Here is a 24,278-nt window from a genome sequence, read left to right on the forward strand (position 1 = left end):
CCGAACTGCTGGCCGCCGGCGTCACGCCGGAAACCCTTGCCGACCCGGCCTACGTGCGCGCCGGCGCGGTCATCGACAACATCGACTGCTTCGACGCGGCCTTCTTCGGCTACAGCCCGCGGGAAGCCAGCCTGATGGAGCCCCAGCAGCGCATCTTCCTCGAATGCGCCTGGGAAGCCCTTGAACGGGCCGGCTACACGCCGCATGCGTCCAACACCCACGGTGGCGCCATCGGCGTCTTCGGCGGCTCGGCGATGAACGGCTACCTCATCTACAACCTCGCCACGCGCCCCGACGTGGCCCCCGCCCTGTTCGAATTCCAGGTCCAGATCGGCAACGACAAGGATTATCTGGCCAGCCGCGTCGCCTACAAGCTCAACCTCACCGGCCCCAGCGTGGTCGTGCAGTCGGCCTGCTCCACCTCGCTCACCGCCATCCACGTGGCCTGCCAGAGCCTGCTCGGCGGCGAATGCAACCTGGCCTTGGCCGGCGGCATCTCCATCGCCGTACCGCACCGGGTCGGCTACCTGTACCAGGAAGGCGGCGTCAATTCGGCCGACGGCCACTGTCGCGCCTTCGACGCCGATGCGCGTGGCACCGTGCTCGGCAGCGGGGTCGGCATCGTCGCCCTCAAGCGCATGGCCGATGCGCTGGCCGACGGCGACCACATCCACGCCGTCATCAAGGGCTCGGCCATCAACAACGACGGCAGCGCCAAGGTCGGCTTCACCGCCCCCAGCGTGGACGGCCAGGCCGCGGTGGTCGCCGAAGCACTCGCCATCGCCGGCATCGAGGCCGACGAGATCGGCTACGTCGAAACCCACGGCACCGCCACCCCGATGGGCGACCCGATCGAGGTCAAGGCCCTCACCCAGGCCTTCCGTGAAAGCACCGACGCCACCGGCTACTGCGCCATCGGCTCGGTGAAAAGCAACATCGGCCACCTCGACGTGGCCTCCGGCGTGGCCGGGCTGATCAAGACCGCGCTGATGCTCGAACACCGGCGCATTCCCGGCACCCTGCACTACCGCCGCGCCAACCCCGAGATCGACTTCGCCAGCAGCCCCTTCTACGTCAACACCGCCCTTTGCGACTGGCAACAGCCGGTGCGCCGGGCCGGCGTCAGCTCCTTCGGGCTGGGTGGCACCAACGCCCACGTGGTGATGGAAGAAGCCCCGGCCCGTGCCGCGGCCGCCGCGTCGCGCCCCTGGCAACTGATCCTTCTGTCGGCCCGCAACCCGGAAGCCCTCGGGCGCATGGGCGAACGCCTCGCCGGGCACCTCGAACACCATCCCGACCAGCCCCTCGCCGACATCGCCTACACCCTGCAAACCGGCCGCCAGGGCTTCACCCAGCGCCGCATGCTGGTCGTCGCCAGCCGCGACGATCTGGCCCGCACGCTGCTGTCCGGCGAACGCCAGCGCAGTGCCGATTCCGTGTGCGAGCACAGCAACCGGCCCGTGGTCTTCATGTTCCCCGGCCAGGGCGCCCAGTACCTCGGCATGGGCCGCGGCCTGTACGACAGCGAACCCCTGTTCCGCGCCGAAGTCGACCGTTGCTGCGAACTGCTCGCGCCGCACCTCGGCCACGACCTGAAAAGCCTCATGTGGCCCGAAGACAGCGCCACCGCGGAAGCCCTCACCGCCACCTGGATCGTCCAGCCGGCGCTGTTCGTCATCGAATACGCCCTCGCCCGCCTGTGGATGAGCTGGGGCGTGCAGCCGGCAGCCATGATCGGCCACAGCATCGGCGAATACCCGGCCCTGTGCCTGGCCGGCGTGATGAGCCTGCCCGACGCCCTCAAGCTGGTCGCCGCCCGCGGCCGCCTGATGCAGGAAATGCAGCCCGGCAGCATGCTCGCCGTCGATCTGCCCGAAAACGAACTCGGCGATCTGGCCGCCCGCGGCCTGTCGCTGGCCGGCGTCAATTCCCCCGGCCGCAGCGTGGTGGCCGGACCAAGTGAAGCCATCGCCGCCTTCCGCGCCGACATGGAAGCGCGTGGCCAGCAAGTCAGCGCCCTGCACACCTCCCATGCCTTCCACTCGGCCATGATGGATCCGATGCTCGAGCGCTTCGCCGCCGTCGTCGCCACCATTGCCCTGCAGGCGCCGCAGATCCCGGTGGTGTCCAACCTCAGCGGCACCTGGCTGACTGCCGCACAGGCCACCGACCCGGCCTACTACACCCGACACCTGCGCCACACCGTGCGCTTTGCCGACGGTATCGTCACCGCGGTGGGCGACGGCGACCCGCTGCTGCTCGAAGTCGGCCCCGGCCGCACCCTTGGCACCCTCGCCCAGCAATGCGCCAGCACCTCCGGTGCCAAAGGCGCCCTGTGGTCGATGCGCCATCCGCAGCAGGACGAGCCCGACCAGGCCATGCTCCTCACCACCCTCGGCAAGCTGTGGCTGGCCGGCGTGAGCGTGGATTGGGCCGGCTTCTACGCCGACGAAGCGCGCTGCCGCGTGCCGCTGCCCGGCTACCCCTTCGAGCGGCAGCGCCACTGGATCGAGCCCGGCAAGCTGGTCGCCCAGGCTGCCGGCAACGCCCCCGCGGCCCGTTCGGCCCCCGGCAAGCGCCCCCTGTCCGACTGGTTCTACACCCCGGCCTGGAAGCAAAGCCCGCTGCCCGATGGCGGCCCCGCGGCAAGCGGTCCGTGGCTGGTCTTCACCACCGGCGAAGGCTTCGCCGAAACCCTCGCCCGCGATCTGGAACAGGCCGGCCAGGACGTGCTGCGCGTGCTCCCCGGTGCCAAGGCCGGCTGGTGTGGCGAGCGCCGCTACAGCGTCAACCCCGGCCAGCGCGCCGACTACGACAGCCTGATCAACGCCCTCGCCACCGCCGGCAAGCTGCCGCGCAGCGTGCTGCACGCCTGGAACCTCGGCGAAGCCGGCGACACCACCGACCACGACAGCTTCGGCCGCGCCCAGGGCCTCGGCTTTCGCAGCCTGCTGTGCCTGGCCCAGGCCCTCGGCGCCCGCGACTACACCGAATCCGTGCGCATCGGCGTGCTCGGCAGCGGCATCCAGGCGCTCACCCCCACCGAACTCCCGCAGCCCGACCGCGCGCCACTGGTCGCCGCCTGCGTGGTGATCGCCCAGGAGTATTCCAACCTCGACGCCCGCTGCTTCGACATCATGCCGCCCGCCGCCGGCACGCCGGCCGAGCAGGGCCTGGCCCGCCAGATCCTGCGCGAGATGGGCAGCGACGCCCCCAACCCCGTCGTCGCCTGGCGCGACGGCGTACGCTGGGTGCAGGATTACCGCCCGCTACACCTGCCCGCAACGACTGAAAACCCGACCCGCCTGCGCCAGCAAGGCGTGTACCTCATCACCGGTGGCCTCGGCGCCATCGGCTTCGCGCTGGCCGAAGACCTGGCCCACAGCGTGCAGGCGCGCCTCGTCCTCACCGGTCGCAGCGCCATGCCCGCCGCCGCCGAATGGGACGCCCTCATCGCTACCCATGGCGCCGACCACCCAGTCAGCCAGCGCATCGCCAAAGTCCGCGCCCTCGAAGCCCTCGGCGCCGAAGTGCTGGTGGTGGCGGCCGACGTGGCCGACGCTGCCGCCATGGCCGGGGCCCTGGAACAGACACGCAGCCGCTTCGGGCACATCGACGGCGTCATCCACGGCGCCGGCATCGTTGCCGAAGAAGCCTTCCTCGCCGTGCAGGACACCAGCCCGGAAAACTGCACCGAACACTTCCGCCCCAAGGTGGATGGCTTGTTGGTCCTCCACGACCAGCTCAAAAGCGATCCGCCCGATTTCTACGTGCTGCTGTCGTCCATCTCCGCGGTGGTCGGCGGGCTCGGCTACGCGGCCTACGCCGCCGCCAACCGCTACCTGGATGCCTACGCTGCCCGCCAGAACCGCCTCGGCGGCACCGGCGGCCCGGCCTGGCTGGCCATCGGCTGGGACGCCTGGCAATCCGCCGCGTCCCGCTCCGACAAGCGCGGCATGGGCGCCGTCGTCAACGAAGTGGCCCTGTCCACCGCAGACGGCGTCGATGCCTTCCGGCGCATCCTCGCCAGCAATGCCAGCGACACGGTGCTCGTATCCACCACCGACTTGTCCACCCGCATCGCCCAGTGGGTCCTGCGCAAGCCCCGCGCCAGCGCAGCAGCGGCCAGTGCCGCCGCAGCCGCTCCGACTGTCGCCTACGCCACCGCAATGCAGACGGCCATCGCCGGCATCTGGCAAAGCGCCCTGGGCGTCGGCCACATCGAGCCGCGCGACAACTTCTTCGACTTGGGCGGCGACTCGCTGCTGCTGATGGAAGTCATCGCGCGCCTCAAGAGCGGCTACGGCATCGTTCTCAACCCGCGGGAAATCATGTTCCAGACCCTCGCCCAACTCGCCGCCGTCTGCGAGGAAAGGCAGGCCGCGAAGAAGGCCGGCAGCACCAGCACGCCGGCGCCCAGCCCGGTACCGGCCACGGCACCCGCACCCGCACCAGTGACACCGGCCTCCACAACTCCCGCGCCGGAGCCCGAACGCCCCGGCGGCCTCTTCAGCGCCCTGAAGCGCAAGCTGCGCGGCTAAGCGCCGCCCCCTGTGGGTCGGACTTCAGTCCGACTACACGGGTGCAGGCAGCGGCTGTAGGACTGAAGTCCGACCCACGGAGCGCCCGGCCAGCTATGCTTCATGCTGACAGCGCAGACCATCGGAGCCCCCGTGAGTGACGTGTTCATCAGCTACGCCAGCGCAGACCGGGAACAGGCTGGACGCCTGGCCCATGCTTTCGAAGCGCTCGGCTGGTCTGTCTGGTGGGATCGCAAGATCATCACCGGCCAGGTTTTCGATCAGGCCATCGAACACGAACTCGACACGGCGCGCAGCGTGGTCGTGCTGTGGTCACCTTATTCCATCGTCTCCGAATGGGTCAGGAACGAAGCCGCTGCCGCCGCAGCACGGGGTGTGCTGCTGCCGGCCCTGATCGCACCGGTACGCCTGCCCCTCGAATTCCGCCGCAAGCAGACCGCCGACCTTGGCAACTGGCGGGGCGACCCGCAGGATCACGGCTTTCAGGCCCTCTGCGCAGGCATCCGCCACCTGCTCGGCCAGCCGCCAGCCACGTCGAATCCCCCACCCCCGTGGCCCCCCCAGCTCAAGTGGTCCGCGCTCGGCGCCCTGATCCTGGTGGCGGTGATCGGCTTCTTCACCAACAACGCCCGGCAGCCCCCCACCGACACCGCAGTGACTCCGGACGCACGTCCCATGACCGGCATGGCCTCCTGGACCACGCCGCTGACGAGCCCCGCCGGGCTGGCCGATCTGATCGTCGGTACCTATTCCGGTGACGTGATCTCCGACGCGCATGGCAGTTCGCGCAGCGGCGTGCTCATCACCGTTACCCGACTGGGGCCCGACCGGGTCCGCATTCACTCCGACTACACCCGTGTGGGCACGACCGACATCGCCCTGCAACGCGTCGACCAGCAAGTTCTGGCCGACGGGGGCGATTCCAGCCTCATCGTGTACCTGGATCGCCAGCCACCCGCCATCCTCTTCAACCCGCGCCTGGAACTGGCCTATGCCGGAACCCGGCAATAGAAGGTTTCACGCACAGCCCCCGGAGAAACCATGTCGACACCCTTGACCCGGCGGACGGCCATGGGGCGCTTGCGGCTCGCACTGATCTGCTGCTGGACACTCATCCACGGGCTCGTCCTCTCCGCCGGGGTCCGCGCCGAAGCGCCGGCCCCACCACCGCGTCCGCTCCACGTGGTCAGCGACGATAACTACCCCCCTTACCTGTTCCGCAACTCGGAGGGCAAGGTGGAAGGCTACCTGGTGGATCTCTGGGCCTTGTGGGAGAAGAAAACCGGCATCCGGACCATCCTGACCGCCACCAACTGGGCCGAGGCCCAGCGGATGATCCAGGCGGGCGAAGCCGACGTGATCGACATGATCTATCGCACACCGCCCCGCGAACCGCTGTACGACTTCTCGCCTCCCTACGCCGACCTGCCGGTCGTGATCTACACGCATACCTCGATCGGCGGCATCAGCAGCACAAGCACGCTCAAGGGCTTTCAGATCGGCGTCCAGGCGGGCGACGCCTGCATCGACATCCTCGCCGGGAACGGCATCACCACCCTGGTGCAATACCGGAATTACAGCGACCTGATTACCGCCGCCCAACGCGAGGAGATCAAGGTCTTCTGCCTCGACGAAGCCCCGGCCAACTTCTATCTGTACCAGGCCGGTGCCCAAAACATCTTTCGCCACGCATTCGAGCTTTACAAGGGGCAGTTTCACCGGGCCGTGCGCAAGGGCGACGCGGCCGCCCTGCAGCAGGTCACACAAGGAATGACGGCCATCACCGCCGAAGAAGAAGCCGCCCTGCGCAAGAAATGGTTCGGCACGCCGCTCGCCGTCGATCTGCGCGCATACAGCCGCTACGTCGGCTGGGGCGTACTCGCAGCGGTGGCTGTCGGCACCCTGTTGCTGGTCTGGAATATCACCCTGCGCCGCCAGGTAAGTGCCAAGACGGCCACCGTCAGCAGCACCCTGAACGAACTGCGCCAGGCGCACCAGGCCACCGAAGAAGCCAGGGAAAACCTCACCGCCACCCTGCAGGCGATTCCCGACCCGCTGTTCGAACTGGATCTCACGGGCCGCTATGTGGATGTCTTCGCCAGCCAGGAATTCCTCCTGGCCACCCCCAAGCAGAACCTGATCGGCAAGCATGTGACCGAAGTTCTGCCCGCGGAAGCGGCACACACGGTGACCGAGGCGATCGCCGGAGCAGCCCGGGACGGTGGCGATTTCGGACGGCTCATCCAGCTTGAGTTCGACGGCAAATCCCACTGGTTCGAGCTCTCGGCCACCCGCAAGCACCCGGCAGCGGCCCCCCTCCCGCACGTTCTCATGCTGTCGCATGACATCACCCAGCGCCGCGAGGCCGAAGACGTCCTGCGCCAGGCCAAGGAAGCCGCATTGCTGGCCGAGCGCGACAAGCGCTTCCGCGCGCTCTTCAACGCCGCCCCGGTTGCCTTGCTCTACGCCCGCGGCAACGCCATCGAATCGATCAACCAGCGCTTCATCGACCTCTTCGGCTACCGGGAAGACGACGTTTCCGGACTGGACGACTGGTGGACGCTGGCCTACCCCGACCCTGCCTACCGTCAATGGGTGCAACACACCTGGAAATCCGCCCTGGAGCGCTCACGCAGCACCAGCGGCGAGGTAGCCAGCCTCGAGTACCGGGTCACCTGCAAGGACGGCCGGCAGCTGGACCTGCTGATCGGCGGGCAGGTGCTGGGCGACGGCCTCATCGCCACCTTCACCGACATCACGCCGCTCAAGGTGGCAGAGGCGGCCATGAAGGATGCGAAGGACGCGGCCGATGCGGCCAACACGGCCAAGAGCAGCTTTCTGGCCAACATGAGCCACGAGATCCGGACCCCGATGAATGCAATCCTGGGCTACGCCTACACGCTCAGGAAGAGCCCCCTGCAGCCCGACCAGATGGAGCGCCTGGAGAAGATCGAGGATGCCGGCAAGCATCTGCTGGCGATCATCAACGACATCCTCGACATCTCGAAGATCGAAGCCGGCAAGCTGGTGCTGGACGACACCACCTTCCACCTGGGCTCGATCGTCGACTACGTCCACTCGCTGATTGCCGAACCGGCGGCAGCCAAGGGTCTTCACGTCGCCGTGGAATACGACAACGAGCCAGCCCTGCTGGAGGGCGACGCCACCCGTCTGCGCCAGGGCTTGCTCAACTTTGCCAGCAACGCCGTCAAGTTTACCGAGACGGGCAGCATCACCCTGCGGGCCAGGCTCCTTGAGCGCAAGGGCGAACAAGTGCTGGTGCGCTTCGAAGTCCAGGACACCGGGCCGGGCATTCCGCCCGAAAGCTGCCAGCAACTGTTCCAGGCCTTCAAGCAAGTGGATGCGTCGACCACCCGCCGCTATGGTGGCACCGGCCTCGGACTGGCCATCACCCAGCGCCTCGCCCGCCTGATGGGCGGCGACGCCGGCGTGGACAGCACACCGGGCGACGGCAGCCTGTTCTGGTTCACCGCCCGCCTGCACATCGGCACGGCCGAAGCCCGGGAGATCGCGCCCGCGCCGTCCGGCGCCGAAGACATGATCCGTCGCCACCACCGCGGCACCCGTGTCCTGCTGGTCGAGGACGATCCGGTCAACCAGGAAGTCGCGCTGGAGCTGGTGGGTGAAACCGGACTGCTGGTGGATGTGGCCGAAAACGGCCAGCAGGCTGTGAACATGGTCATGGATACCCACTACGCGATCATCCTGATGGACATGCAGATGCCGGTGATGGGCGGCCTCGAAGCCACCGCCCGGATCCGCGACCTGCCCGGGCGCGGCGAAACCCCCATCATCGCCATGACCGCCAATGCCTTCGACGAAGACCGGCAACGCTGCATCAAGGCCGGCATGAGTGATTTCGTCGCCAAGCCAGTGGATCCGGACATCCTGTTCGACACCCTGCTGCGCTGGCTGCCACCCTTGAAAGATCAACCCGGTGCCCGCATATAGCGCTCACCACACAATGGAGAACCCAGCATGGCCATGGACGTCGTCGATTACGAAATCTTCGGAAACGAAATGCAGTACGTCGAGGTGGAGCTCGACCCCGGCGAAGCCGCCATCGGGGAAGCCGGTGTGATGATGTACATGCAGGACGGCATCCAGATGGACACCATCTTCGGTGACGGCTCCCAGCAGCAGGGCGGCTTCTTCGGCAAGCTGATGGGCGCTGGCAAGCGCCTGATTACCGGCGAGAGCCTGTTCACCACCGTGTATCACAACGAAGGCAGCGGCAAGCGCCGGGTCGCCTTCGCCGCGCCCTACCCGGGCAAGATCGTGCCGGTCGATCTGTCGACGATCGGCGGCACGCTGATCTGCCAGAAGGACTCCTTCCTGGCCGCCGCCAAGGGCGTCTCGCTGGGTATCGCCTTCCAGAAGAAGATCGGCGTCGGCCTGTTTGGCGGCGAAGGTTTCATCATGCAGAAGCTCGACGGCGACGGCCTGGCCTTCATCCACGCCGGCGGCACGCTGATGGAAAAAACCCTCGCCCCCGGCGAAACCCTGCGCGTCGATACCGGCTGCGTGGTGGCCTTTCAGCCCAGCGTCGATTTCGACATCCAGTACGCCGGCAAGATCAAGACTGCGCTGTTTGGCGGCGAAGGCCTGTTCTTCGCCACCCTCACCGGTCCCGGCAAGATCTGGCTGCAGTCGCTGCCCCTGTCGCGCATGGCCGACCGCATCGTGATGGCCTCCCGCGCAGCCGGTGGCGGTGGCAAGGAAGGCGGCTCGGTGCTCGGCGGCATCGGCCTCGGCTCCCTGCTCGGCAGGGACGAGTGAGCGACGCGCCCATCCCGGCGCGTTTTTATCCGGCGGGTGGCGCGGCTCACGGCCACCCGGCCCGTCTCGCCTGGCAGGACGGCACCTTGCTCGTCCTGCCCGAAGACTCACCACCCCAACGGGTAGACATCGCCGCCCTGCAGGTGGAGGCCCGCGGCTTCAACCACAGCCAGTGGGCCCTGCAGTGGAACGACGCTGACGGCAACCAGTTGCTGATGGTGGACGACGCGCACATCGCCCCTCTGCGCGACGCCGCACCGGCCCTCTTCGCCGGTGGCCACCAGATACGGCAACGCACCCACCGCCGCTTTGGCGCCGGCATCCTGTTCCTCATCGCCCTGCCGCTGCTCCTGCTGGCCGGCTTCTTCCTGTCCATCGATCCGCTGGCCGAGCGCGTCGTCGCCCACATCCCGTCCGGCATTGAACGGCAGATCGGCGCAGCCGTCCTTGCCCGCACCCGGGCCGAGGGCAGGATGATCGACAGCGGGCCGGCCTGGGAAGCCGTGCAGATAGTCGGTAAACGCCTGGCCCGCCCGGCCGAAAGCCTCGAATTCCATCTGGTGGACAAACCCGACATCAACGCCTTCGCCGCCCCCGGCGGAATCGTCGTGGTGTATGCGGGCCTCATCGACAAGAGCGCCTCCGCCGAAGAGTTGGCCGGCGTGCTGGCCCATGAAATCGCCCACGTGGAGCTGCGCCACAGCCTCAAGCAGCTCGTCAAATCCGCCGGCTTGCGGGTCATCGTCGCCGCCCTGCTGGGCGATTACGGCGGCCTCGGCGGCTGGGCCGCCCAGCTCGGTGAGCTCAAGTTCTCCCGCGACGCCGAACGCGAAGCCGACCTGCGCGGCCTGGCCCGCCTGCACGAAGCGCACATCGACCCAAGCGGCATGCCGCGCTTCTTCGAGACCCTGGCAAAGAGCGAAGCCGGCCGGATGCCGGCGCTGTTCTCCACCCACCCGGCCACGACCGAACGCCTTGATGCGCTGCAAAAAGCCATCGCCGCCGGCAACCGGGGGCCGGTGGAACCCATCGACGTCAATTGGAGCGCCGTCCGGAAAGGCCTGTCGACATCGGCTTCGGAGACGGCGCCTGGCCGTCGATGAACTCACTCATCGCGGCCACCACCTCATACGGGGCGCTGACATGGGGCAGATGCCCCGTGGCGTTGATGAGCGCCAGACGGCTACCCTTGATGTGCTGGTGAAGATACTCGGCGACCTCGAGGGGCACGGCAGGATCATCCTGCGACTGGATCACGAGCGTCGGGATGTCCAGCGTGGAGACATCGGCGCGGTGATCTGACTGGAAGATCGAGCACAGTACGGTCAGGGCGCGATCGGCCGGGATGCTCTTCATCGTCTCGGCAAAATGGCGTGCCAGCTGCGGCTTGTCGGCATTGCCCATGGCTGCCGGGGCAAAAGCGTCGGCCCATTCCGAATAGCGCAGGCTGACCTCCTGATACAGCGCCTTCAGGTCAGCCTCCGCGAAGCCGCCCCGATAACCTTCATCATCGAGGTAACGCGGGGAGGCGCCAATCATCACCAGACGGGAAAAACGCCCCGGCCGCCTGGCGGCCGCCAGCAGGCAGATCATCGCCCCCACCGAATGGCCCACCAAAATGGCATCCTGCAAGAGCAAGGCATCGCAAACCTCGAACAGGTCGGAAACGTAACCGCCCAGGTTCAGGTAGCGAGACTGCTGGAAGGCCGCGGGCTCCGACTGCCCCGCGCCGACGTTGTCGAGAAGGACCAGGCTGAAGTCCTCCCCGAAGCTTTCCGCCACCGTGCTCCAGGCCCGCTGATCGGTTCCGAAACCATGCACAAAAACCATCGCACGGCGGGCCTGCGGATTGCCCGCAAGGGTGACGTTGTTCCGTTCGAGCGGATCAAGTTTGTTCATGTGGCCTGACTCACACGGGTTCATGGCACATTCTAGACACGAATTTTAACAAAGCCAATTCCGTAGCTTGCCGGAGCGGACCGCCAGACACTTCAGTGCCGGGTGAATCGCCCCAATTTTCGGCATGGGCGGAGCAAGCTGACCAGGCGCGCTAAAATCACCTCATAACTGCGAGGAAAAAATGAGCCGTATCCTGATCGTCGACAATGAAGTCGACGTCCTCAAGGCACTGCAGCCCGACGCGGCGCGGCGGACTCTGTCCGGCTGCGCCGACCTGCCCCCAGAAGACTGAGCCATGCCCGATCAAGACGCCACCAGCCTGAGCTTCAAGCTGGTCTATTACGGGCCCGCCCAGAGCGGCAAGACAACCAACCTGCTGCGTCTGCACGATCTCCTGTCACCCGAACTGAAGGGCGAGGTGATGACCATGGAGACCAAGGATGACCGCACCCTGTTCTTCGACCTGCTGCCATTGGGTTTTCGTGCGCCCTCAGGCCTCCTGATCAAGCTGCGCCTGTTTACGGTGCCCGGCCAGGTGGCCCACGACGGCACGCGCAAGGCCGTGCTGTCGCGGGCCGACGGCATCGTCTTCGTGGCCGACTCCGACAGCGCCCAGGAAACCAACAACGGCGAAGCCTTCCAGAGCATGGCCGACAACTGCCACCGGGTCGGCCTGGATTTCGAGCACATTCCGCTCGTCGTCCAGTTCAACAAGCGCGACCTGCCGAGCGCCGTGCCGGAAGCCGAGGTCCGTGAACGCTGGGAGGCGGCCCCGTGGCCCCTGTGCTTCGCCGTCGCCCTCCGCGGCGAAGGCGTCGCAAGCACCTTCGAGGCGCTGCTGCGGGCACTCTACCGGCACCATGCCGAAGCCCTCGGGCTGGCCCGGGAACACGGCATCTCTGAAAACGCCTTCGTGGCCGGCATGCTCGGGCAAACCGGAACGCCCGCATGAGCGCCGCCGACTTCGACCGCGAATGGCATCTGGGCGAATTGTTCGACGCCACCATGCTGGCGCGGGTCGGCCCGCCGCTGGCCGAATTGCTCGACGGCGACCTGGCCATCCTCGACCGCAATGGCGAGCTGCTGTGGGGCCTGGCAGCCCCCGACGCCAGGCGCGAAGCACTGGTGCTGGAACTCGAACCCGCCGGTTTTCTGGCCAGCAGCGCCGCCAGCCAGGTACGTCTGCACGCCGCCGGCCGGATGTTCACCGCCCTGCTGCGCGCCGAAGCCCGCTATCGCATGGCCTCGGCCCTGCATCTGGAAGCGGTCACCCAGGATTTCGAGACCCTCAAGCTCGAACACGTGCGCCTGCTGGCCTCGGAAGCCCGTTACCGCAAACTGTCGGAAGAACTCGAAGCACGCGTCAAAGCCCAGGTCGCCGACCTCGAAGCGCGCCAGCAGATGCTCTACCAGGCCGAAAAATTCGCCTCCGTCGGCCAGCTCGCCGCCGGCATGGCCCACGAAATCAACAACCCGCTCGGTTTCGTCAGCAGCAACCTCGGCACCTTCAAGCTCTACCTCGACAAGTTCACCGCCCTGCGCGACCGGCTGGCCGAAGGCGAAGCGGCCTGGCACAACCTCGACCTGGATTTTGTCCTCGAGGACGGCGTCGATCTGCTGGCCGACTGCAGCAGCGGGCTCGGGCGAATCGCCCGCATCGTCGCCGACCTGAAGAGTTTCTCCCATGTCGATCGCCCCCCCGAAGAGCGGGCCGACCTCAACGCCTGCCTGCAGCATGCCGTCAGCGTCGCCGGCAACCCGCTGCCGGCCGGGGTCGCGCTGCGCACCGAACTGCACCCGCTGCCGCCCTTGAGCTGCAATCCGGGGCATCTCAACCAGGTCTTTTTCAGCTTGATCCGCAACGGCATGCAGGCCATCCAGGATGCCGGACGCCCCGGCGCAGTGTGCATCGACAGCGCCGCCGACGCCTCGGGCATCACGATCCGCATCGCCGACAACGGCGTCGGCATGAGTCCGGCCCAACTGGAGCGGGCCTTCGAGCCCTTCTACACGACACGCTCGGTCGGCGCCGGCACCGGGCTGGGGCTGTCCACCGCCCGCAACATCGTGCTCGCCCACCACGGCCGCATCGCGATCGACAGCACACCCGGCGCTGGCACGACCGTGAGCCTGTTCTTTCCGAACACGCCATGACCGACTACAAGCGCTTTTTCACCGGCAAGACGGGCGCGCCGCAAGCGCCGGCCAGCCATCTCACGCCGCCGAAGTACCGCCTGTTGCTGGTGGATGACGAGATCGGCATCGTGCGGGCGCTGGGGCGCGTGTTTCGCCAGGAACACTACGACATCCTCACCGCCGGCAGCGGCCAGGAAGGGCTCGAACGCCTGGCCGAGGGTCCGGTGCACCTGGTCATCAGCGACTTCATGATGCCGGGCATGAACGGCGCCCAGTTCCTGCAGGAGGTGAAACAGCGTTCGCCCGACACGATCCGCATCATGCTCACCGGCCACGCCAACACCGACGCGGTCATGGGCGCGATCAACGAAGGCGCGGTGTACAAGTTCATCCTCAAGCCCTGGAACGACGACGACCTGCGCGTCACCGTGGCCCTGGCGCTGGAGCAGTTCGATCTGATCAGCCGCAACCGGGCGCTCAAATCGGAGAACGAAAAGAAGACCAAGGAAATCTCGGCCCTGTCCAAGCTGGCGGCCACCCACCGCAGCCGGCTCGGCATCATGCTGCACAAGAAGAACCTGCTGTCGGCCGCCCAATTGCAGGAGCTGACCTTTCAGCAGGAGCGCCGCTCGGAACCGCTGATCGCCCTGTTGCTCGAAAAGGACTGGGTCGAGGAACGCAAGATCCGCGCGCTGCTCAAGCAGGACCTGCTCATCGAAGAGGTGCAGTTGCCGGAATTCCAGGTCGATCCGGCGCTGACCGACCTCATTCCCCGCAGCCTGTGCGCGCGCCAGTTGGTCGTGCCCCTCAAGCTGGACGGCAAGCACCTGCTGCTGGCCATGGCCGACCCGCTCGACGAAGGCCTGATCGACGAAATCCGCTTCACCGCCGGGCTCGACCTGCAGATCGTCACCGCCGACATTGCCGCCATTCGCAAGAAAATCGATGAGATCTACAGCGGCGACATGGATTTCAAGGCGCTGGAAAACCTCGTTTTCTCGGCCGATCCCTACGAAGGCATCGAGATCGTCATCGAGGACGTGGATGACACCCGCCTCGAAGACCTGCTGCGCGACACCGAGGCACCACCGGCGATCCGCCTCGCCAATGCCATCATTCTCGAAGCGATCCGTCTGGGCGCCTCCGACATCCACATCCAGCCGCGCACCACCAGCGTGGTTGTGCGCTATCGCATCGACGGCGTGCTGATCGACAAGATCCAGATCCCGCACCAGTTGCACAACTCGCTCGTGTCGCGCCTCAAGATCATGTCCGAACTGGACATTTCCGAGCGACGCCATCCGCAGGACGGCCGCATTACCGTCAAGACCCCCATGCGCATGGTGGACCTGCGCATCTCCACGCTGCCCACCCTCAACGGCGAAAAGGTGGTGATGCGGATTCTCGACCGCAACTCGTCGGTGCACAGTCTGGAGAAGCTGGGTTTCTCACCCATCGACCTGCCCCGGATCCACGACATGATCGCCCATCCGCAGGGCATCATCCTCGCCACCGGCCCGACCGGCAGCGGCAAGACGACCACGCTGTACTCACTGCTGCAGCACAATGCGACACCCGAAAAGAACTACGTCACCATCGAAGACCCGGTCGAATACCACCTCGACATGGCCAGCCAGGTGTTTGTCCGCGAGAAGATCGGCCTGACCTTCCCGTCGATTCTGCGGGCGATGCTGCGCCAGGATCCGGACGTGATCCTGCTCGGTGAAATCCGCGATTTCGAAACCGCCGAAGTCGCCTTCCATGCAGCCCTTACCGGCCACCTGGTGTTCTCGACGCTGCACACCAACTCCGCCGTCACCACCGTCGCCCGCCTGTTCGATCTCGGCCTCAAGCCCTACGTAGTGGCCAGCGCCCTCGAAGGCATCATCGCCCAGCGCCTGGTGCGCCAGGTGTGCCCGGACTGTCGGGAACCGGTCACCACCGACCCGGCGCTGCGCCAGCGTCTCGGTGGCACCTTCGCCCGCATCGAGCACAGTTTCCGGGGCAAGGGCTGCACCAACTGCCACGGCACCGGCTACAAGGGCCGGGTCGCGCTGTACGAGGTGCTGGCGCTGGACGACGACCTGCGCGACTGCATCGGCAGCGGTGCCAGCATTCTCGACATTCGTCGCAAGGTGCGCGAAAAAGGCCTGCGCGACATCAGCGAGCACGCCCTCGAAAAGGTTGAGGACGGCACTACCACCCTCGAAGAAATCCTCCGTACTTTGGGGCCGCAGGCAGGCGCGGGGTAATCACGGAGAATGGACAGCAAGGGCGAGATCCTGCGGCGTGTCCACGTCGCGCAGCACACCCGCGTCAGCGGTGTCGATCCTGCTCAGCAAGCCCCGGTTGTTGCCGACGACGGCGCGGGCGCCTTCGTCACCGGTAAGGGCGAGGAGTTGATCGCGCCAGCGGGCGGCGAAGGCCACCGGATGGCCGCGCTGACTGTTATGGAAGGGGGCCGCGAGCGCGGCACCGGTAGCGAGGGCATCCGCCACGCTGCGCAAAGTGGCGACCTGCACAAAAGGCATGTCGGCCAGCGCGACGAGCCAGCCGGCCGCCTCAAGGCTGGCAGCCACACCGGCGGCCAGGCTGTGACCCATGCCGGCGCTGGCCTCCGGGCAGATGACGACTTCCAGCCCTTCGGCAATCAGCAGCGCGGCGAGCGTGGTTTGCTCGGGCCGCAGCACCGCGATGGCCCGCGGGCAGGCCTCCTTCAGCTTGCGCGCCGAGGCGACGGCCAGCGGCGTGCCGTCGTCCAGTGGATGCAGCAGCTTGTCGCTGCCGAAGCGCCGGCCCTGCCCGGCGGCCAGCAGCAGGCCGACGATCTGCGCCACGCCCTTAACGCACGCCGCAACCGGCGCTGGCCGGGTTGGCCGGCTCCGGCCGGGCGACGCTGACACCGTTCTTCACGGCGGTCATTTCGGCGAGGATGGAAACGGCGATTTCCGGCGGCGTGCGGCTGCCGATGTGCAGGCCCACCGGGCCGTGCAATCGGCCGACCTCGCCCTCCGACAAGTCGAAGTATTCGAGCAGGCGCGCCTTGCGGGCCGCGTTGTTGACCCGCGAACCGAGGGCGCCCACATAGAAGGCCGGTGACTTGAGGGCTTCAAGCAAGGCCATGTCGTCGAGCTTGGGGTCGTGGGTCAGGGCCACGATGGCGCTGTGCGGGTCGGGCGCCATGGCCATCACCACGTCGTCGGGCATGCCGGCCACCAGCGGCGCACCGGGCACGTCCCATTCGACGGAATACTCCTCGCGCGGGTCGCAAATGGTCACCGCGTAGTCCAGCGCCTGGGCCATCTGGGCCAGGTAACGGGAGATCTGCCCGGCACCGATGATGAGCAGGCGCCAGTGCGGGCCGTGAATGGTGGACAGGCGCTGGCCGTCCCACTGCAGGGCTTCGCCGCGGCAGGCATCGAAGATGCGCACCTGGCCGCTGGCCAGTTCGACCTCGCGGCGCACCAGCTGGCCGCCTTCGAGACGGGCGGCGAGGTCGGTGAGCAGGGCATGGTCGGGCGCCGGTTCGACGACCAGTTCCAGCGTGCCGCCGCAGGGCAGGCCGAAGCGGTTGGCTTCTTCCCGGGTCACCCCGTAGGTGAGCACGAAGGGCTGGCTACCGCCGATGCGGCCGTCCAGCATGCGGGCAATCATGTCGTCCTCGATGCAGCCGCCCGACACCGAGCCCTGCACCCGGCCATCGTCCCGCAGGGCCATCCAGGCCCCCGCCGGGCGGGGCGCCGAGCCCCAGGTCTGGGCGACGGTCACCAGCGCCGCCCGGTGCCCTTCGGCCCGCCAGCGGCGCACGGCGGCAAGAACCTGGAGGTCCTGGCTGTCCATGGTCTAGGCCTTCAGCTGCTCGGTGGCGAAGGGCATGCGCGTGAGCCACTTGCCGGTGGCTGCGGCAATCGCGTTGGCCACGGCCGGCGCCACCGGCGGCACGCCGGGTTCGCCGATGCCGGTCGGCTTTTCGGCCGAGGCGACGATGTGCACTTCCACCTTGGGCATCTCGTTGATGCGGATCGGCGCGTACTCACCGAAGTTGCCCTGCTCCACCACGCCGTCCTTCAGCGTGATCTCGCCGTGCAGCGCCGCCGACAGCGCGAAGCCGACCGAGCCTTCGACCTGGGCGCGGACGTTGTCCGGGTTGATGGCCATGCCGCAATCGACGGCGGCAACGATGCGATCGACCTTCACGCTGCCATCGGCGCTCACGGTGACTTCGGCCACCTGGGCGACGAAGGAGTGGAAGGACTCATGCACCGCCACCCCGCGGCCGCGACGCTCACCGACCTTGCCCGGGGCCAGCGGCTTGTCCCAGCCGGCCTTGTCGGCGGCCAGCTTCAGCACGCCGGCGTGACGCGGGTGCTTGGCGAGCAGCTTGAGGCGCAGGGCCACCGGGTCCTGGCCACCTTCCGCAGCGAGCTTGTCGAGGAAGGTTTCAGTGGAATAGGCGGTGTGGGTCGAGCCCACCGAACGCCACCACAGCACCGGCACGTCGATGCCAGCGGGGGTGTGCAGTTCGACCTGCAGATTGGGAATGGCGTAGGGCAGCGTGGCCGCGCCTTCCACCGACAGGCCGTCGACGCCGTCCTTGATCATGAAACCTTCAAAGGGCGAACCCTTGGCGATGGATTGCCCGACCAGGCGATGACGCCAGGCGCGGATGCTGCCGTCGGCGTCCAGCGTGGCTTCGAGGCGGTGGTGGAACATCGGCCGGTAGTAGCCGGCCTTCATGTCGTCCTCGCGCATCCACACCAGCTTGACCGGCGCCTTGGCATGCGCGCCCTCGCCCAGCGCCTTGACGATGGCAGCGGCTTCGCGGATGTAGTCCACCGAGGTGCTGGCACGCCGGCCGAAGCTGCCGCCGGCGTAGAGCATGTGGATGGTCACCTTCTCAACGGGAATGCCGAACATGGCCGCCAGGGCGCCCTGGTCGACGGTCTGGAACTGCTCGCCGTTCCACACCTCAATGCCGTCGGCGGTGCGCTGGATGACGCAGTTCATCGGTTCCATGGCGGCGTGAGCCAGGAAGGGGAAGTCGTAGCTGGCGCTGACGACCTTGCCGGCACCGTCCAGCGCCGCATTGGCATCGCCATCCTTGCGGGCAACGAGGCCGGGGGTTTTGCCGAGGGCCTGGTAAGTGGCCCGCATTTCGTCGGTGCCGAGCTTGAAGGCGGCACTGTCGTCCCATTCGACGCTCAGTGCATCGCGGCCCTTCTTGGCCGTCCAGGTGTCCTTGGCCAGCACGGCCACGGCGCCGGGAATGGCGACCACGTCGATAACGCCCTTGATGGCCTTGGCCTTGCTGGCGTCAAAGGACTTGACCTTGCCGCCAAAGCGCGGCGAGTGGGCCACCACCGCCACCAGCATGCCCGGCAGGTGCACGTCCTGGGTGAACTGGGCGGTGCCGTTGGTCTTGGCGAAGCTGTCCTTGCGGTTGGCGTGCTTGCCGATCAGGCGGAAATCCTTCGGGTCCTTCAAGCTCACGCTGGTGGGCACGGCTTCGGCGGCGGCGGCTTCGGCCAGCTCGCCAAACGTGGCCTTGCGCTTGCTGGCAGCATGGCTGACGACGCCTTCACGCACGGTGATTTCGGCGGCCGGCACGTTCCAGCGCTTGGCGGCAGCCGACACCAGCATGGCGCGGGCGGTAGCGCCGGTCTGGCGCAGCTGGTCCCACGAGTTGGCCATGGCGGTGCTGCCGCCGGTGCCCTGCATGGGGCCAAAGGCCAAGTTGTTGAAGCGCTTGGCGTCGGCCGGGGCGCCTTCCACCTTCACTTGCGGCCAGGCGGCGTCGAGTTCTTCGGCGACGATGGTGGCGAGGCCGGTGTAGGTGCCCTGCCCCATTTCCAGGTGCTTGGAGAGCACCGTCACCGTGTTGTCGGCGCCGATGCGCAGGAAGGGGGTCGGTTCAAAGGTGGCGCCGGCAGCCTGGGCTGCAGCGGCACCGGCCTTGGCGGCGAAGGCCGGCAGCGACAGGCCAAGGGTGAGGCCGGCAGCGCCTTGCAGGAAACCGCGGCGGGAGAGGTTCTGGATGGGATTGTTCATGGTCGACTCCTTACGCCAGGGCCTTGGCGGCTTCGTGGATGGCCGCGCGGATGCGCACATAGGTGGCACAGCGGCACAGATTGCCGGCCATGGCGGCGTCGATGTCGGCGTCGGTGGGGTGCTTCTTGGTGTTGAGCAGGCTGACGGCGCTCATGATCTGGCCGGACTGGCAGTAACCGCACTGAACCACGTCGAGCTTGCGCCAGGCTTCCTGTACGGCCTTGCCGACGCGGGTGTTGTCGGCGACTTCGATGGTGCTGATCTTCTTGCCGGCCACGTCGGAAACCGGCGTGATGCAGGAGCGGACCGGCTGGCCATTCACATGCACGGTACAGGCACCGCACAGGCCGGCGCCGCAGCCGTACTTGGTGCCGGTAAGCAGGAGGGTGTCGCGCAGGGCCCACAGCAGCGGGGTGTCGGCTTCGACATCGACGCGCTGCTGCTTGCCGTTCACGTTGAGCTGGATCATGGTCAATCTCCGTTGGGTGACGCTTTGTTGTCCTGTCGGCCGGGGCAAGGAATCCCGACCTCTACACTCGGAAATGTAGCCCACGACGCGCCTTGCGGCATTGCAGAATCCTGTGAGATTCTTGCCTGATTATCCGGGATCGTGTCTCAGGCGCTTCACGGCAGCCAGGAAGTGGATAATCCCGCAAGCGTCGGCAAGAGGAATAAACCATGATTGAATCAGGCCCTTCCACCCGCAGCCCGTCCTTCAGACTGGATGCCGCCCGCGTTGCGCTGGCAGACCTCATTGAACGATATTGCACCAGCGACGGCCCCAACCCGACACCGATCCCGGGCCTCAGCCTGTTCCGGGCATCCAGCACGAGTACGCCGATCTGCGCCATTTACCGCTCGATACTGGCGATTGCCGCCCAGGGCACCAAGCGTCTGAGCGTGGCCGACGAGAAGTTCCAGTACGACAGCCGGCATTACCTGATCACCTCGGTGGACCTGCCGGTGATGGGGCAGATCACCGAGGCCTCGCCGGAGCGTCCCTACCTGTGCGCGGTGTTCGACATGGATGCGCGCAAGATCGGCGAGCTGGCCGGCACCATGCAGTTGCCGCCGCCCCTGCCGGGCAGCGGCAGCCTTGGTCTGGGCGTCAGTCCGCTCACCGGCACGGTGATGGACGCCGTGCTGCGCATCGTCCGCCTGCTCGATACGCCGGAAGACATCCCGATACTGGCGCCCCTGTATGAGCAGGAGCTGCTGTATCGCCTACTGACCGGCGAGCAGGGGCCGCGCCTGCGCAGCATCGCCGCTGCCGACAGCCAGGGCCACCGCACGGCGCGGGCCATCGAGTGGATCAAGGGCAATTTCGACCAGCCCTTGTCGATCGACGCACTGGCCGAGGCCGCCAACATGAGCAAGTCGTCGCTGCACCACCATTTCAAGGCCCTCACCGCCATGAGCCCGCTGCAGTACCAGAAGCAGCTGCGCCTGCAGGAGGCCCGCAAGATGATGCTGACCGAAGCCCTCGACGCCGCCACCGTGGCGCGCCGGGTCGGCTACGAAAGCCCGTCCCAGTTCAGCCGCGAGTATCGGCGTCTGTTTGGTGCACCGCCGTTGCGGGACATTGCGCGGATGCGCTGAACCTTGGCGGATGGCTGAGCGTGTGCTGTCGGACTGAAGTCCGACGTCGCACCTTTTCCGGCGATTTGTGTCGCTCCCTCTGGTGGCGTTCTGTGGGTCGGACTTCAGTCCGACTTCGCGCCCCCGGCCTCTGCAAAGGCCCCGTCGTCAAAGGCCGTGCAATACACGGCCCAATCCTTCTCCACCTGCTCGGCACAATCCCGCGCGGCCCCCAGCAGCGCCTTACGCCATTTGGCCTGGCCGAAGTCGATGAGTTCGTCGGCAATCGCCGAGCCGTCGCGGCCGCCGCTGCGCAACTGTGCACTGGCTACGATGCCACCCATGTTGCCCATCACCTCGGCAATCGCTTCCGGACTGGAGCGGGAGGCGTCAAGGGCGACCCGGTCCTCGGTCGGCTGCAAGTCACGCAGCATGAAAGAGCGCTCGCCAAACGTTACCGGCTGGAGGAAGGCCATCGATACGGCCTGCATGCGCCGCTGGACCTCCACCACCCGCACCGCCTCGGATTTCCATCTTGGCTGCGGGGTATCCAGATGCGCCAGCAGCGAGGACGGCAGGGCCTCCTTCAGGTCGAGGAGGTAGTTGCCGTCCGGCGAGCCCTTGCCACGCACCAGAATCACGAAGCGGTCCACACCCAGGCTGCCGTTGCCGGCAATGCGCCGGGCCACGTCGAGCACTTCGTAGAAATCCGGATTCTGGCGGGATTCGGCGAGTTCGCCGATCAGCTTCGTCACCCGTTCGCGCTGATCATCGCTGGCCGGCAGGGCTTTGCCGTTGTCGAGGCGCAGGTGGCGCCGCTTGCCCTTCAGTTCGGTGCGGCCGTCCAGGAAGTCCGGGCGCAGGCGGCCGTGCAGACCGTCGAGCAGATCCTTCACCAAACCACCGGCGGTTTCCCGTTCAATCCAGCCGGCCTTGCCCACCGCCAGCGTGGCCCGGTAGGCGTCGAGGAAGGCGTCGCTGAGTTCGGTGACGTCCTTGCCCTTGACGTGCATGGCCTCTGCGCCGACCAGCACACTGGTCAAAAAACGCAGCAAATCCCAGCTGGCCGGGGCCAGCGCCGATTCGTCGAAATCGTTGACGTCGAAATACACCAGCCGGTTGTCGCCCTTGTAACTGCCGAAATTCTGCAGGTGCAGATCGCCGCAGGACCACACGGGCGGCGCCTCCGCAAGCAGGGGCAAGTTTGGCAGGCGCTGGTAGAACAGGTGGCAGGTGCCGCGCAGGAAAACGAAGGGACTGCTGCGCATCCCCTTGTACTTGAGGGCCAGCCGGTCCGGATCGCGGCCGGCATTGAAAGTCTGAATCTCGTGGACGACGTCGATCATGGCCGGGCTACCGCAGGAAGTAATGCTGCATGGTAGCCCAGCCCCGACGCCCGGGATCAGGGCGTTTCGGTGTATTGCTGCGTGCTGCGGTTGGCGACAGCCGGCTTGGCCAGCGGCGACTTGCTGCGCACGTACTGCAGGAAGGAGTCGGCGTAGTCGAGGAAGGTGTCTTCCCGCTGGGCGGCGGGGATGGTCTTCAGGGTGTCGTACTTGTCGCCGCCGTCGGCAGTAAAGTTGTTGGTGATCACCTTGTAGCTGGCGGCGAGGTCGAAGGGCTTCCAGGTGCCGGTGCTGTCACGCAGCTCCAGATTACTGATCCGGCTGCCCTTGGCCTGGTTCATGTCCACCGCAAAGCGCAGGCCGCCGGTGTAGGGGTAGGCACCCGAACCCGTTCCGTTAAGCACCGAATCGACACCGTCTTCCAGCGCGGCCTTCATCTGGGCACCGGTCATGACCAGCCGGTAGAGGGTGTTCTTGAAGGGCAGCAGGGTGTAGACCTTGCCGACGGTGATGTCGCCCGCACCAATGTCGATGCGCACGCCACCCGCATTCTGCAGGCTGATGTCGGCACCGCCAAAACGCTGACCCTGTTCAAGGAAGGCCTCGGCGACGAGCTGCTGGATGTCGCCGCCGTGGGCAATCACAGTGGCGTCCTTGTTGCAGACGTCGCCGAGGGACGAGCGGCTGGTGTCGCGCTTGGCGCCGGGCACGCGGCGCAGGCACAGGTTGTCGGTGGTGGCGCCGGCGACCTGCAGGCCGAGGGCGTCCTTGGCCGCCTTGTACGGGGCCAGCACGGTGGTGGCAGCGGCCGACGGGGTGGTGATGCGGAACACGCCGGAGGCATTCAGCTGGCTGCGGTAGGCCGTGGCGTCGGCGTCAGAGGCGCTGACGCTGCCAACCTTGTAGGTATCACCGAGCAGCACCTGGGGCTTGCCGCTGCAACTGGTGACATTGCCGCTCGCGTCGAACTTCACGTCGAGCGCGCCGACCACGTAGGAATACTGCCAGGCCTGGGCAACGCAGACCTTCTTGCCATCCTTGTCGGTGGTCTGGGTCGGATAGGCGCCCGAGGGCGTCAGGCCGAAACCGGTCATGCTGTCCGGGCCGAGCAGGGTGTGGGAATCGCCACCGATGATCACATCCACGCCGGACAGCTTGGCGGCGATGGTCTTGTCGGCGGCATAGCCCAGGTGCGACAGCAGCACGATCTTGTTCACACCGCGCTGCTTGAGTTCGTCGATGACGCTCTGGGCGCTGGTGGTTTCGTCGGAGAACTGGGTCGTGGCATCCGGACGGGAGGCGAACCGGGTCTTGTCCTTCACCGTGAGGCCGACCACGCCGATTTTCTCGCCGTCCTTCTCGATGATCTTGTAGCTGCCCATGCGGCTGGCCAGGGGCGAGCCAGCGGCCGGCTGGATGTTGGCCGACAGCACCGGCGTCTTGCAGGTGCCGGCGTGGAGGTAGTCGATGAACTTCACGAGGCCAGCGTTGGCGCTGTCGAACTCGTGGTTGCCGATCGAAAAGGCGTCGAAGCAGACGGTGTTCATCATGTCGGCATCGGCCTTGCCTTCACTCTGGGTGAAGTACAGATCGCCGGTAATGGCATCGCCGGCATGCAGCTTGAGGACGTTCTTCGAGGCCCCCGCGAGGGCCTCGAAGGCTGCCGTCACGCGGGCAAAACCGCCCAGCTCGACCGTCACCGTCTGGCTGGCGCCGGCAGCGTTCTTCAGCGTCAGTGTGGTGCTCTCTGCATCCAGGTGGGAGTGATGATCGTTGATGTGCAGGATCGTCAAATCCAGCGCTTTGGCGTTGCTGCCATCGCTGCCACCGCAGGCGGACAGGGCAAGGGCGCAGAGGGACAGGGCAAGAGCCGGCATGGTCCGGTTGGAGCAGGAGGTCGTCATCGCAGTCGGCAGGGGTTTGGGTGCCC

The 24,278-nt window shown here is 66.9% G+C and carries 16 protein-coding genes; 9 read left to right on the forward strand and 7 right to left on the reverse strand.

Annotation, left to right across the window (positions count from 1 at the left end; translation table 11 throughout):
* From ETQ85_RS01700 to ETQ85_RS01720, 5 genes are all read left to right on the forward strand, one after another.
* Positions 1-4,541, forward strand: a 4,541-nt coding sequence (locus ETQ85_RS01700) for a type I polyketide synthase (protein ID WP_148577402.1), incomplete at its 5' end; no start/stop codon positions are given.
* Positions 4,542-4,673: 132 nt separating this feature from the next.
* Positions 4,674-5,552, forward strand: coding sequence for a toll/interleukin-1 receptor domain-containing protein (locus ETQ85_RS01705; protein WP_187394548.1), 879 nt, complete (start codon positions 4,674-4,676; stop codon positions 5,550-5,552).
* Between the two features lie 30 nt (positions 5,553-5,582).
* Positions 5,583-8,513, forward strand: coding sequence for an ATP-binding protein (locus tag ETQ85_RS01710; RefSeq protein ID WP_148577404.1), 2,931 nt, complete (start codon positions 5,583-5,585; stop codon positions 8,511-8,513).
* Positions 8,514-8,540: 27 nt separating this feature from the next.
* Positions 8,541-9,341: a TIGR00266 family protein gene (locus ETQ85_RS01715; RefSeq protein WP_148577405.1), complete on the forward strand. Its 801-nt coding sequence runs from the start codon at positions 8,541-8,543 to the stop codon at positions 9,339-9,341.
* Positions 9,338-10,444, forward strand: a complete 1,107-nt coding sequence (locus tag ETQ85_RS01720; RefSeq protein ID WP_148577406.1) for a M48 family metallopeptidase — start codon at positions 9,338-9,340, stop codon at positions 10,442-10,444. The genes ETQ85_RS01715 and ETQ85_RS01720 overlap by 4 nt, the downstream gene beginning before the upstream one ends.
* Here ETQ85_RS01720 and ETQ85_RS01725 read toward each other — a convergent pair.
* Complete coding sequence (locus ETQ85_RS01725; RefSeq protein ID WP_148577407.1) at positions 10,377-11,240, reverse strand: alpha/beta fold hydrolase; 864 nt, start codon at positions 11,238-11,240, stop codon at positions 10,377-10,379. The two genes, ETQ85_RS01720 and ETQ85_RS01725, sit on opposite strands and share 68 nt — an antisense overlap.
* 295 nt (positions 11,241-11,535) lie before the next feature.
* On the opposite strand from ETQ85_RS01725, the gene ETQ85_RS01730 reads away from it, so the two are divergent.
* The 3 genes from ETQ85_RS01730 to ETQ85_RS01740 are packed head-to-tail and all read left to right on the forward strand — an operon-like array spanning position 11,536 to position 15,628.
* Complete coding sequence (locus ETQ85_RS01730; protein ID WP_148577408.1) at positions 11,536-12,192, forward strand: GTP-binding protein; 657 nt, start codon at positions 11,536-11,538, stop codon at positions 12,190-12,192.
* Positions 12,189-13,394 (forward strand): sensor histidine kinase, encoded by a 1,206-nt coding sequence (locus ETQ85_RS01735; protein ID WP_148577409.1) that lies wholly within the window; start codon positions 12,189-12,191, stop codon positions 13,392-13,394. The genes ETQ85_RS01730 and ETQ85_RS01735 overlap by 4 nt, the downstream gene beginning before the upstream one ends.
* The gene (locus ETQ85_RS01740; protein ID WP_148577410.1) at positions 13,391-15,628 is read left to right on the forward strand and encodes an ATPase, T2SS/T4P/T4SS family; all 2,238 of its coding nucleotides are present in this window, start codon (positions 13,391-13,393) and stop codon (positions 15,626-15,628) included. The genes ETQ85_RS01735 and ETQ85_RS01740 overlap by 4 nt, the downstream gene beginning before the upstream one ends.
* Here ETQ85_RS01740 and ETQ85_RS01745 read toward each other — a convergent pair whose 3' ends face one another.
* From ETQ85_RS01745 to ETQ85_RS01760, 4 genes are read right to left on the reverse strand one after another with little or no spacing between them, the layout of a single operon-like run.
* Positions 15,629-16,213, reverse strand: a complete 585-nt coding sequence (locus ETQ85_RS01745) for a nucleotidyltransferase family protein (protein ID WP_148577411.1) — start codon at positions 16,211-16,213, stop codon at positions 15,629-15,631. It lies immediately after the preceding gene.
* Positions 16,214-16,217: 4 nt separating this feature from the next.
* On the reverse strand, positions 16,218-17,216 hold the full coding sequence (locus ETQ85_RS01750; protein ID WP_148577412.1) for an XdhC family protein: 999 nt from the start codon (positions 17,214-17,216) through the stop codon (positions 16,218-16,220).
* A 3-nt stretch (positions 17,217-17,219) separates the two neighbouring features.
* Complete coding sequence (locus ETQ85_RS01755) at positions 17,220-19,424, reverse strand: xanthine dehydrogenase family protein molybdopterin-binding subunit (protein WP_148577413.1); 2,205 nt, start codon at positions 19,422-19,424, stop codon at positions 17,220-17,222.
* A 10-nt stretch (positions 19,425-19,434) separates the two neighbouring features.
* The gene (locus ETQ85_RS01760; RefSeq protein WP_148577414.1) at positions 19,435-19,893 is read right to left on the reverse strand and encodes a (2Fe-2S)-binding protein; all 459 of its coding nucleotides are present in this window, start codon (positions 19,891-19,893) and stop codon (positions 19,435-19,437) included.
* A 209-nt stretch (positions 19,894-20,102) separates the two neighbouring features.
* On the opposite strand from ETQ85_RS01760, the gene ETQ85_RS01765 reads away from it, so the two are divergent.
* A complete protein-coding gene (locus ETQ85_RS01765) occupies positions 20,103-21,023 on the forward strand; it encodes an AraC family transcriptional regulator (protein WP_148577415.1) in 921 nt (306 codons plus the stop codon).
* Between the two features lie 104 nt (positions 21,024-21,127).
* Here the strand turns inward: ETQ85_RS01765 and ETQ85_RS01770 are convergent, their stop codons facing one another.
* Positions 21,128-22,348, reverse strand: coding sequence for a DUF2252 domain-containing protein (locus ETQ85_RS01770; protein WP_148577416.1), 1,221 nt, complete (start codon positions 22,346-22,348; stop codon positions 21,128-21,130).
* A gap of 56 nt (positions 22,349-22,404) precedes the next feature.
* Complete coding sequence (locus ETQ85_RS01775) at positions 22,405-24,252, reverse strand: 5'-nucleotidase C-terminal domain-containing protein (RefSeq protein WP_148577417.1); 1,848 nt, start codon at positions 24,250-24,252, stop codon at positions 22,405-22,407.
* Positions 24,253-24,278 lie beyond the last annotated feature (26 nt).

Origin of the sequence: Zoogloea oleivorans (assembly GCF_008107625.1) — a bacterium.
Taxonomy (GTDB): domain Bacteria; phylum Pseudomonadota; class Gammaproteobacteria; order Burkholderiales; family Rhodocyclaceae; genus Zoogloea; species Zoogloea oleivorans.